Source organism: Lactobacillus sp. B4015 (assembly GCF_026536055.1).
GTDB lineage: Bacteria > Bacillota > Bacilli > Lactobacillales > Lactobacillaceae > Lactobacillus > Lactobacillus panisapium.
Genome location: NZ_JAFNOY010000003.1, coordinates 14,060 through 26,523, shown reverse-complemented (window position 1 = coordinate 26,523; position 12,464 = coordinate 14,060). Strand labels below are relative to the sequence as shown.

Below are 12,464 nucleotides of genomic sequence, written 5' to 3'. Positions count from 1 at the left end.
CAAATCCCCTTTCCTACATGGAAAGGGTTTTTTGTTACTCGAAAGGAACAAGCAAACAATGTCCGATGATTTAAATACCAGAGTTGCCAATGCAGCACAAGGAATCACCCCCCAAACAAAGCCTGATGAACGCCGGCAATTTTTAGGATCACTACGTGAGCGGGTTTTTGTCAGAATGACAAATGCGGAAGTTGAAAATAAAAAATTAACTGACCTATTTTCAGCTCACTTTCAGGACTATCTTAAATATTCACTTTTAATTAACTGCAATGTAAATGATGACTTTTTAAGTCAAGTAGAAACCCAATGCAGTCAAAATAACATTCCATTTACCATTGTCAGTGACGAAACTGCTAAAACTGGCCCAGATGATACGGCGATTTTGGTAGTTGCGCAAACAGCAATTAATAAAATGCGAATCGAAATTGCGCAAGTTTATCCACCAGAAATACCTAAAACGGAGCTGAGCCAACCAACTAAACCTAAAAAAGTCGGTTTTTGGAAACGGATTTTTCATGGAGACAAATAATGAAACCTTTAGCATATCGAATGCGACCACAAAACTTAGATGAAGTTGTGGGACAACAACATTTAATCGGGCCCGGCAAGTTAATTCGCCGAATGGTTGAAGCCAAACTTCTTTCCTCAATGATTCTTTATGGGCCACCAGGCATAGGTAAAACAAGTATCGCTAGTGCAATTGCTGGTTCAACCAAATACGCTTTTCGTAAACTTAATGCAGCAACTGATAGTAAAAAACAGCTTGAACAAGTTGCAGCTGAAGGTAAAATGAGCGGAACAGTAATCCTCCTGCTCGATGAAATTCATCGTTTAGACAAAGTTAAGCAGGATTTTCTTTTACCATTATTAGAATCCGGTCAAGTCATTTTGATTGGTGCTACAACTGAAAATCCTTATATCTCAATTTCGCCTGCCATTAGGTCACGTTGCCAAATTTTTGAACTTAAGCCGCTTGCTGAAACTGATGTTGCTAAAGCAATTGACCGTGCATTAAGCGATCAGACCGAAGGCTTAGGCAAATATAAAGTTAAGCTAACTGCAGATGCCAAGCAATTATTAATTCAAAAAGGAAATGGCGACCTTCGTTCTACCCTGAATGGACTTGAATTAGCTGTGCGTTCTACAAAGCAAGAACTCATTATGGCTAAAAAAGATCCCGAAAAAGGTTTTACTATTAATCAAGACGAGATGGCTAATTCAATTCAAATGCGTAGTCAAAATTTTGATGCTCATGGTGATGGTCACTATGATTTAGTTTCAGCTTTCCAGAAATCAATTCGCGGCTCTGATACGGACGCTGCTTTACATTATTTAGCGCGTTTAATTGAATCTGGTGATTTAATCTCAATCTGCCGCCGGCTTAGCGTAATTGCCTATGAAGATATTGGTCTTGCTAACCCCGCTGCTGCCCAACATGCCATTACAGCCATTCAAGCTGCGCAAAGTTTAGGCTTTCCCGAAGCCAGAATACCTCTTGCCAGTGCGGTTATTGAATTGTCGTTATCGCCCAAAAGTAATAGTGCGATTAGCGCAATTGATTCCGCTTTAAACGATGTTCGAAGTACTGATTACGGCAGTATCCCTGATGATTTAAAAGATGCACACTATTCTGGAGCAAAAAAATTAGGACATGGCACTGGCTATGTATACCCGCATTCATACTCCGGCGACTGGGTGGCTCAGCAATACCTGCCAGACAAATTAACTGGTAAACAATATTTTGCGCCCAAAGGAAATTCAAAAATAGAAAAAGCCCTTAAAAAGCAATACGAGATTTTACGACAAATGCAAGACGAAGGATTACGTAAAAAGTCTCATAATTAAGCCCAGTCATGCATTTTTATAATACAAAGAAGTCGTAAACCGACTTTATCGGTTTACGACTTCTTTTTTTATCGCTTATTTAAAACTAGAAGTTAGCAGCTTTCACGAATTTATTGATATCGCAAATATAATATTTGTGACCATTAATCTTGATTGGATCACCATAAACTCTTATCTGCTGATTCTTTCTTAGCATTCTTCTAGTTTGACGCTCTCCGTGTTGATTATAAATATATGCATTGTGCTTTAAGCCAACACTTTGACCATCAATATTGTTGGCAGCAATATACAAGCCATCACTCAAACGATAGAATGGACGACCATTGATAGTCGTTTGTTTTTCAAAATTAAGCTTTGAGCCTGCCAAAACAATTAATCTGTTAGCTCGAATACCACTTTGATCATACAGATATGAATTATGCATAACTCTTTTTTCAATGATATTTTGGCTAGTTAAAGCGCTGGATGCGGCAACACTAGTCGTTTGAGCATTTTGAATAAATTTACTGCCAACATTTGCTGCTTTGACATAGCGGTTATGGGCAATAATATAGTATTTCTTACCTTTAATTGTAACTTGAGAGCCGTAAGTTTTAATTTGCTTGCCCTTATAACGGATACCTGCACTCATAATTCGTTTGCCATGCTTATTATAGACAAAGGCATTATGACGTAAAATCCGGCTAGTAGATTGCACATTACCAACAGCTAAGTAATACTTCTTCTGCTTTGCACCTTGATCTACCAAAATGTAGAAATCGCGGCCATTAATTCGGGTAATGCCATGACTGGTAACGATTGAGCCAGCACCTAAAATAATTTGATTATCACGCTGACCATTAGCATTATACAAGTATGCATTGTGCATTAACATTACTTCTTCTGTCTTATTTTCAGGATTCTTATTATCCGGATTAGTTATTGGATTAACAACTGGATTACTAATATTGCTATCTTTTGGATAATTGTTTTGCAAAATCTCAGAAATAGTCTTAGGGTCAGAACTAATTAAGGATAAATGACTAACTGCTTGCGTAATTAGTGCTTTAATTTGCTCAGGATCGGATATCGAAGCAAGATTATCAGTTAAAGTTTTTCCTTGCTTAGCAATTTCCTTAGTAAGAATTGCCTTGTCAGCAGCCGAATAATCAGATCCGTCCTTATGCTTGAGTTCAGCCACAACTTTTTGTGCACTACTGATTGCGTCCGTAATTGCTGCATCAGCTATTTCCTTAATTGCAGTTAGCTTATCAGCCTCGATTGCTTCAGGTGTGTCACCTGTTACATGTTCATGATTGTTATTTGCTTTAGCAGTAGCTGCAGTAACTACGTGTGAACCAAACTTTTCATTCAGTTGCTCTAATGCATGTTGATATGTCTCCTTGATTTCTTGGTCTGCATTGTTTTTGGCAAGGATCTTAGCTTGATTGATATAACTTTCAATGTTGGCTTTAAAATTATCAATTGCAGATTTAATCTGCTCAGCTTTACCTGTAGTATCGCCGACTGGAGCCACAATGTTATCAATCTCATTCCGGCTGCTTTTTGCATAATCGTTTACTTTCTTGATTAACTCATCCTTATCCTGCTGACTCAAGCTTTGATGAGAGTTAATTTCATTTTTAGCGCGTTCAAGATTCCGTGAAATCTCTTCCTGTGCATTTAGCTTGTTAATTGCGGTCATTCCTTTGTCGTAAGCGTCATTGATGTTTTCCATCGTATTAGCTTGACCAAATGCACTAATACTGTCATTGATATCTGCAAGATATTGTTTATAAGCTTCATTATTACGCTGCTCATCAGTCAATTTATTAAATTCGGTTTGCAAGCCGCCAATCTGATCTGATCCATTCAGAGCATTTTCTTTTGCTTTGGCGAACCAGTCATTTGGCATATGACCACTTTGCCATAATTCATCAATTTCCTTACCAACATCTTCTGGTATTTCTTTACCTTCATTAACCTTATCACTAGCAGCAGTAAATAGTTGGTCAATTTCTGCTAATGCATCCTTTTTATCATCCGGCGATAGTTGAGAAGCATTAATAATTTTAGATGCTTTGGCCTTTTTAGAAACAAGGTCACGCAGAGCAGTTGACTTATTGCCTTGCTGTTTTGCCTGCGATATTAAATCAGCCAAACCAGCATTAGCAATTATGTCATCTGCCTTCTTCTTAACTTCCTGTTCATCTGAATCAGTAAGATCATTAATAGCTTGCTTACTGCTGTCATATAATTGTTGCACTTTATTCTTAAATGGTATTTGCTCATCTGGCAACAGTTTAGAATTAATAATAGCAGTTAAAGCAGCAGCTCTTTCATTTTCAAGCTTGGCAATTGCTTCTTGCTTTGCCTGTACAACTCCCGCTTTTTGTTTCGTCAAATTAACAATAACGTCAATTCCCTTTTTACCAAAATCAGGAGCTTGTCCTTCAGGTACACTACCGTTTAAAGCTGCACTAATATTAGCTTTGGCGTCATTCAAACTATCTGGAGTTAAGGCAGTTAAGTTAACGTTATTAATCTGATCAATGGTCTTCTTTCTAGCATGTTCAACCTGATCTTTTAGCGAATCAATCAATTCTTTTGCCAAACCATTCGGATTTTCATCAGATTTTTGATTTTGATCGATGATCTTCTTAGCTTGAGCGGCATAATCATTAATCGCTGCAATTGCAGTGTTCTTCTCAGTCAAGAGATCACTTGGTAATTTAGCATTATCGATTGCTGTAATTGCATTATCTTTTAATGATTGCAAATCAGCAGTCTTATCTGCTTTTAGAATAGCAGAAATACCATTTTGCAGTGCCTGATCAATCTTATTTTCACCAGCTGTAATTTGAAGTGGATCAAGTTTGGAACTCGGATCAGACAGCGCTGCTTTAATTTCATCCGCATGTTTATTTAACTCGCCAATCAACTCATTTTTCTGCTGGAAGCCATCAGTCAAATTGGTAACAGCATCTTGGGCATCTTTAACAATTTGCTTCATGGTTGAAATTGGCTTTACGCCGGTTTGAGCCGTCTTGACATCGTTAACTGCCTTATCGTGTTCCTTGTCAATCAGACCCTTCATTGTATTAGCTATTTGACTAATTTCTTCAGGGGTCTTACCAATTTGAGCTGCCACCTGATCAACGATTTGATATGCATTCTGACTTGCCTTATCCAAATCACTCAGGGCCTTGTTTAACGCTTCAGATTGATCAAGATCTGTCTTAATCTGATCTAAACTTGTCTGCCCATTTCCTTTAGCAAGCCTTACTTCATCAATACTGCCTGCACCATCAAGAGCCAAATTGATAGCTGTAAGTGCTTCGTTAACTTGATTGGTTAAGCGATCATATTGTGTTTGATCAATCAAATGATTTTGCCACGATTGACTAATTTGATCTTTGAGTTTACCGGCCTGTTTAGTCAGGTCATCCCTAGCTGCCACTTTTTCATTTTTCAGTGCCGAATCTTTGGCTTGGGCTACAATACCGTTAAGCGCCTTCTCACCAGCTGACTTAGCAGCATCAACCGAATTGACATCAGTGGCTTGATTGATAGTTGCTATTGCATCTTTTAGGCTCTGCTCAATTGCATCCTTTTCCTTGGGAGCATTATCGCGCGTCTTCTCGGCAATGTTATTGAGCTCAGTTATTGCCTTATTTTTAGCAACTTGCAACTTAGCATCTATCAATGTTTGATTAATGTTTGCGATTGCTTCTGCCTTTAAACCGGCAATATCTTTTGCATCAGCACCACTAATAATACCTTTTGCAGTATCATAAGCATTTTGTGCTTTTTGCTGGAAAGCAGCTACTTGTTCTGGAGTTAATCCCTGTTTTCCATTCTCATCTAAAAGATCAGCAATTTGCTTAAGAATTCCTTCCGTGCCAGTTTCAGGATCACCATTCAAAATAGCAGCCAATTCATTTAAAGCGGCTTCTCGCTGTTTCTTAGTATTTTCAGAATTAGCAATCGAAATAACGTTGTTAATGCCATTAATCGCATTTTTTTCATCTTTAGCAACAAGTCCAGCATCAGTTTCAGCATCAATGTTAGCCAAACCTTGGTTAACCACATCGTTTAAAGCAGCTATATCTTTTTCATCTGTTAATTTAGTATGGGCATCAGCGCTGGCCTTTCTGATATTAAGTTTTGCCTGTGCCTTAATGATTGCTAGTGATGTTTCTTGTTCAATAGTTGTAATTTGATGGTTGCCATCAACTAATGCATCGCTTACTTCAGACTTATTCTTAGCTTTATCAATTTTTGTCGTAGCAGTTGTTAATGCAGTATCGATTAACTGTCCGCTACTTGTCGCTTTTTCGTAAGCACTACTTGCATTATCATAATCTTCTTTAATTGCTGCTTTTTCAGCAGTAGTCAAATTAGGATTATTTTGAATAAAATCATTATAGTCTTTAATAAACTGATCATATTGAGTTTTTAGATTGCTCTCAGCACTATTAGCCGCTGTTGTGATTGAAGCTTTCGCCTGCTCTTTTAAGCCTGCAAGGTCTAAACTATCTGCAGCAATTTTATCAATTGCATTTTCTCCGTCAGTTTCCGCCTTTTTAGCATCTTGTTCGGAAGTAGCCTTTCCGATATTTTGGATTGCAGTTGCCGAAGCATCTTCAATCTTTGCAATTGTTTCTTTCTTAGCATCATCTGTTAGAGTGCTAGAATTATTAATTTCCTGAATTACCTTGGTAACGTGATTGTTTAAGTTCTGCTGACTGATGGCAATAGCGACATTGACATCACTAACAATGTTTTTAAGCTCTGTTACCCCATCATCGGCACTTTGTTTAATTTGCTCAATCGTTTCCGGATTAGGGTCCTTTATTGCAGCATATGACTTATCATAGCTATCTTGAACCTCTTTCAAAAACTTATTCTTAGTTGGAAGATCAATGCTATCAAGCTTATTAATTTGATCAGTCACAATGCTCTTAGCAGTATTTAACTTGTTCCAAGCTTCCTCTTTAGCTCCTTGGAATGCTGCCGTCGTACCAATATTAGCTAATTTTGCCTTAGCAACATCTTTTTGGCGATCAATACCGTCAATAGCAGTCTCAGCCTCAATTGCTATTTTAGCTTGAGAAAGTGCATCTGTAATTTGGCTTTCATACTGATCTTTTTCTACGCCAGACAGTGAGGCATTAGCCTTAATTTCGGCTACTGTAGAATTAGCCAACCGGTCAAGTTCAGCCAAAGCATCTTGCTTATGCTTTGCTAGTTGCTGAACTTCTTCATCATCGGCAATACTATTAGCAACATTGTTCATGCTATTAATACCCAGCGTACTGTCTGAATTGATGTCAACAATACTGGTATCATTTTTAACTAGACCAACAGCCTTATCATAATAGCCCGTAATTGAATCAATGTATTTTTGTGCACTTTCCTTACTTATCTTATGATCCGTTGAAGCTTTCTCAATTACTGCAACATTTTTCTTTTTGGTAGTTAACAAATCATTGATTGCTGCTAATCTTGCAGCCTCAACTAAGGCCTTGGTAAGAGCATCCTGAATATCAACTTTTCCTTGATTTGCAGCCGCATTTAAATCTGTAGTATTTTGTGCGGCCTTAATCTGGGTTGTTGCCAACTGTTCAGCTTGATTAATTAGATCATTATAATATTCTTTATTAGTGGAACTTAATTGCTCATCACTAATTTTACTGATTTGATCACGAGCATCCTGTGCCTGCTTACTAATACTAGATAAGGCAGCTTCTTTTTGTGCCTTAAATTCGGTAGAAACTTTTCCAGTTGCATCTTGAAGAATGTTATCAATTTGTGAAACCAGTGCATCTGCTAACTTGCTGATAGCAGAAGTTGGCGTTTTTTCTACCGCTTTATTGTAACTAACAATTGCAGCAGCAATTTGATCTTTAAAGCTCTGCTTTTCTTGATCATTTAAAACATCTAACTCGTCAATCTTTTTATTGACTTCATTTTGCTTAGCAACGATTGCATTATTGGCGTTACTGATGGCATTATTGCGCTGAGCAGTTTCATTAGCAGCTGCTTGCAAATCTGCTAATGCTTTAATTCCTTCACTAATATGCGTCTTTATTTCACTAAAGTCTTGACTAGTGTCAATTAAATCGCTATAGCCAGTTTTGTCTTGTGAAGTTAATAAGTTATTAGCTTCTTTTTCGTTATTAGCAATATTCTCACTTGTTAAACCAGAAATATTTCTAATATTATCTAAGACAGTATCACGTTTGTCCTCAAGTCTCTTTTTTGCGAGAATTTTAACTTCATTTAAAATATTTTCTTTTGCAGTTGCTTTGGCTGCAGAAACTTTTTCGGCAATATCAGCAATAGAACCATCTTCATTCTTGTCGCTTACTGCATCTATATTGGCAGTACCATTTTTTTGCTCGGTGCTAATTTTGTCATTTTCAGCAGTAGTTGTTTCTAATGCCTGCTCAATCTCATTAACATAAGCGGCAAGTTCAGCTTTAGCAACTTCCTTTTCAAAGAGATTCTTGGCCTGCATAACTTTATTTGCTATCTCTTGATCATTGTTACTACCATAAATTGATTTATTTTCATCAAAAGAAGGAGAATCTTTTTGAGCAGTCGCAACTAAAACAGCTTGATCAATTGCATTTAGGTACTTCTGCTGTTCATCAACGTTTAAGCCACTGTTTTGCAATTTCAGTTTAGCAGCACTGGCAGCATTAGCTATTTCGATTTTAGCAGCGGCATGTGTCTTTTCATTATGGACATTGGCAATAGCATCCCTTCCTGCAGAACCATCGTGATCATTACCAGCAAGAATTGCACTAACAGCTTGATTTAAAGCGTCCTTAATCTCACTAGCATCTTGGCTGTGCTGCTCAATTTGCTTATTGGCTTCTTGCTCAACTAATTTTATAGCCGCAATTTTATCTTGAATTGATTTTAAATTACCTTTGGCTTGTTCAACTGCAGTCTTAACTTGGTCTTCATTTTGAGCTAGATCAATGGCACCGTCTTGTTTGATAGCATCATTGACCGCAATAATTTCTTGGCTATCAATCAATCCATTAATTGCAGTTTGTTGCGTTTCAGTTAAATTGCTATCTGCCCCTGCAGTCTTTAAATCATCTTTAACTCTCCTTAACGACTCACTCAGTTCTGGTTTAAAACTATTCTTATAAGATTTTACGACTCCGTTAATATTCTCTTTTTCACTAGCCAAAATGTCAGCTAAATTATCTGCAGTGGTAGTAGGTGACTTAATATTGTTTGTAGCAGTTACCAACGCTTGGTTAATTTTGTCTTTAATTGATGGATAAGCAGCCGACTGATCATTAGCTAATAATTGTAATTCGTCAATTGCCTTAGACTTTTGGGTTTGTAAATTATCATGGGCATTAGCCGTATCAATTGCCGCTTGAATTATTGCTAGCGCTTTCTTTTGCCTACTACTTACGGACAAATGATCTTTTACCCCATATACAGAAGTATTTTCATCATAACCCTTTTCGGTTGGTTGTTTCGTGTAAGCATCTGCCTGGGCCATTGCTTGGTTGAAAGCAGCAGCCTGCTCTGGAGTTAGGCTTGCCGGTAAATTATTTTTAGCTTGGGTAATTGCTGCTTTGATTGCTTGTGCCGCTTCTTTTTGCGCATTAGCTAATGAAGCAATTTTCAAGTCAATTGCAACTGGCCGTGATCCTTCATCAAGAGCAAGCGGATCATATTCAACGAAGTTAGCATGCGGTGTCAATAAAATTTGAGTTTTTTCATCAAGATTAGCTGTAGTTGATGTCGGTAAAACTAACCTAAAGGAACCGTCATTGTTGACTTTGGCAGCAAATTGCTTTTGTTTAAGACTTCCATCTGAGTCTGCGGTTTTACCATATGGGCTCTCAATCATATTGCCATTTTGTTCGTTTTTCGGGAACCAGCTAGTTATTTTGCCACTAGGGCTCTTTAGGCTAGCTAAAATATAGGCATCAGTTCCGCCCGGAAGAATCTTATTGAATAAGCCATCACTTTCGGGTCCATCCTTGCTTTCTTGATAATTTAGCACAGATCCAGGAGCACCAACGACTTCTCTTGAGCCATCTTCATTGGTGACAACACTAACTTTAGTTGAATCTATGTCTAAAAAACCACTTGTATTAGCTGGAATAAAGCGAGCGTTGTTATATCCAGGAAGTAAGCTATTGGCAAAAATCTTAGAAATTACCTGAGCAAAGACTGTATCAAAAGTTGAATTTTGTTTACCTGCATCTTCTAAAATTGTCTTTAAGAACGGTATCTGGTTTAAAATAGCTGAAACAACAGGTTTTTTCTCTAACTCTTTTACATCATCAGATGTAATCTTGGTATTACCATTCAACATTTCAATTTTATTAACGTTGAGTGTGTCATTACCCTTTTGAACCTGCAAAACATGGTACGGCGGAAGCGCAATTGATCCCGTAAGACCAATCCCATTGAGTAAGTCACCTAGATCAAGTGCCTGGCGGACGTTAGTAATTGAAATCTTATTGTTCCCGATAATGCTGGTTCCTGGATTCTTATTTAAATGTGCATCCAATATTAAGGAACGAGGGTTATTAACAATAATTGAACCACCCTGGCCAGTATCCACCAAGATAATTGCGTTTCTACCAGTATCTGCTCCTTCTAGCCGAGCTTCAAAACTACCATTTTGAACAGTAGCAGTTCCTTCAATCAGAACCAAAGTATCGTTATATACGCCCATGTTCTGGCCAATGATAGTTAAAGAACCTCTTGGTCGAATATTAATGTCGCCACCATCATACAATAAATTTCTTCTCTTATTGAAAGCAGCAATATCACCATTAGTATTAATTTTGACATTTCCGCCATTTAGAATATTAAAGGCGGAAGTGTTACCCTTAGTAGTTTTATTAATATAAATGGCAGAAGCCTGTTTGTAATCGTAATCTGAAAAGATACCTGAACCAATATTAATATTCAAATCGCCTTGAACATTAACCGTTTCTTTATCGCCTCGCATTACGATTGCAAAAACAGTTCCAGTACCTTCTGCTGGATTAGCTTTAGTCGCATTAATACCATCGGCATTACCACGAGGATCTAAGTTGACTGTTGCACCCTTAGCTACGTTGACGGTATTATTGCTACCATCCATCTGAATGATGTTACCCGCAATTGTTTTGCCGATAAAGTTACCTTCGTCAAAATCAATTGTGTTATCAGATTTGGTAAACTCAAATAATTGCTGGTTATCTCCATTGGAAGCAGTAGTACCAGGATATGGGCAATGAATTGTTTCCGCCACGTTTTGGTCACCCACAAAATGGATGTGCGTTCTAGAACTTGAATAAACCATCTGTGAACCATGGAAACGAACGTTTTTAAATGTAATTACGGCTTCTTTTTGATTACCAACATTAGCCGTATCAATAACACCAAAGAAATCAGCACTGTATAAATCTAAATTTTCATAGGTCAAGTCTAGAGAATTAGCAGAAGTTAAGTTAGGATGGTTGCCTTTAAAATCAATTTTGTGTCTACCCAAACCAGACGATTTAATCAGCAATTTTCTTCCTGTAAAATCAAAACCAGTAGTGCCATTATCTTGGTCAGCTGAAATATCACTCATAATATCGATTTCGTTAATCGTCGTATTAGCAGGAATCTTTTTTTGCTGATAAGCATTAACAAATTGACGCCAATTATATACCTTAGCAACATTGCCTTCTACTTGCGGTGTATCACCTATTATATCCACCAAGCCTAGGTTTTGGTTAGCTTTAGGTTGTTGTTTGGCCGGCTTAGTCGGTTGCTTATTGGAAGAATCATCTGGCAGCTTATTTTGCTCTAAATCATTATTAGTTTGGTCGCCTTTATTTTGCTTATCTTGCTTTTGGTTACTATTACTAGTTCCAGAGTTAGCAGAAGCATTGTCATTTGCATCATTATTTTCCTTAGAGTCGGCCACTTCAGTAGAAGAATTGCTCTTTTCTGTCTCTTCATGGTTGGGAGCAGATGAATCATTAATAGCTTTTTGGGTGACTTTCGACACCTTACTGTTCTGCTTTGTTTGAGAAGCTGAAGATTGATCTACATTGCTTTCTTTAAAAAACAAGCTTAAACCAGAATATGTTGTTAAATCTGGCTTATTACTTTTTTCTTCATTTAAGTCAGTATGATTATTTTCTTTTACTACATTATTTGCCGTTTTGGTAGTCGAATCAGTGGCAACCTGACTTGTTTGTTGTTCAGGACTAATTTCGCTTGCCTTAACAGATTCAGCATTTATACCGAAAAATGAAAAGCCTAATAAAACAGAAACTGCACCAATACTCAATTTGCGAATTGAATACTGGTCATGCTTATCTTGCATTTCCATTTGCTTCAATCGTTCTTGAAAATTATTTTTACCTAACATACAGATATCCTTTCTATTAACCATAGCCTATACATCTATACCGTAATATCTGTAATTATTAAAGTCAATTTTAAAGCTTTTTTAATATATTTTATAAAAGATTATAGTAAAAGTAGTTATTATAACGCCAAAATTATTATCATCATAGGCCTATTTTTCCTATTTTTTTATTAATAAATCTTGTTTATACGTATCTATGTATACATATAATATAAGACAAAACTAAATCAAATATAAA

Annotated in this window: 3 protein-coding genes; 2 read left to right on the top strand and 1 reads right to left on the bottom strand. The window is 37.1% G+C overall.

Translation table 11 applies throughout. The features are described from left to right. Positions 1-58 precede the first annotated feature (58 nt). Positions 59-529, top strand: a complete 471-nt coding sequence (locus tag J3U71_RS03330) for a YueI family protein (RefSeq protein WP_267392775.1) — start codon at positions 59-61, stop codon at positions 527-529. Continuing rightward, positions 529-1,845 carry a replication-associated recombination protein A gene (locus J3U71_RS03325; protein ID WP_267392776.1) on the top strand — a complete coding sequence of 439 codons (1,317 nt, stop codon included), beginning with the start codon at positions 529-531 and terminating at the stop codon, positions 1,843-1,845. Before J3U71_RS03330 ends, J3U71_RS03325 begins: the two co-directional genes overlap by 1 nt. 85 nt (positions 1,846-1,930) lie before the next feature. Here the strand turns inward: J3U71_RS03325 and J3U71_RS03320 are convergent, their stop codons facing one another. Then, a complete protein-coding gene (locus J3U71_RS03320) occupies positions 1,931-12,250 on the bottom strand; it encodes an SLAP domain-containing protein (protein ID WP_267392777.1) in 10,320 nt (3,439 codons plus the stop codon). Positions 12,251-12,464 lie beyond the last annotated feature (214 nt).

Excerpts from the sequence above, each read along its gene's own strand:
- J3U71_RS03330 (WP_267392775.1), top strand. The coding sequence starts at position 59 with ATGTCCGATGATTTAAATACCAGAGTTGCCAATGCAGCACAAGGAATC.
- J3U71_RS03325 (WP_267392776.1), top strand. The coding sequence starts at position 529 with ATGAAACCTTTAGCATATCGAATGCGACCACAAAACTTAGATGAAGTT.
- J3U71_RS03320 (WP_267392777.1), bottom strand. The coding sequence starts at position 12,250 with ATGGTTAATAGAAAGGATATCTGTATGTTAGGTAAAAATAATTTTCAA.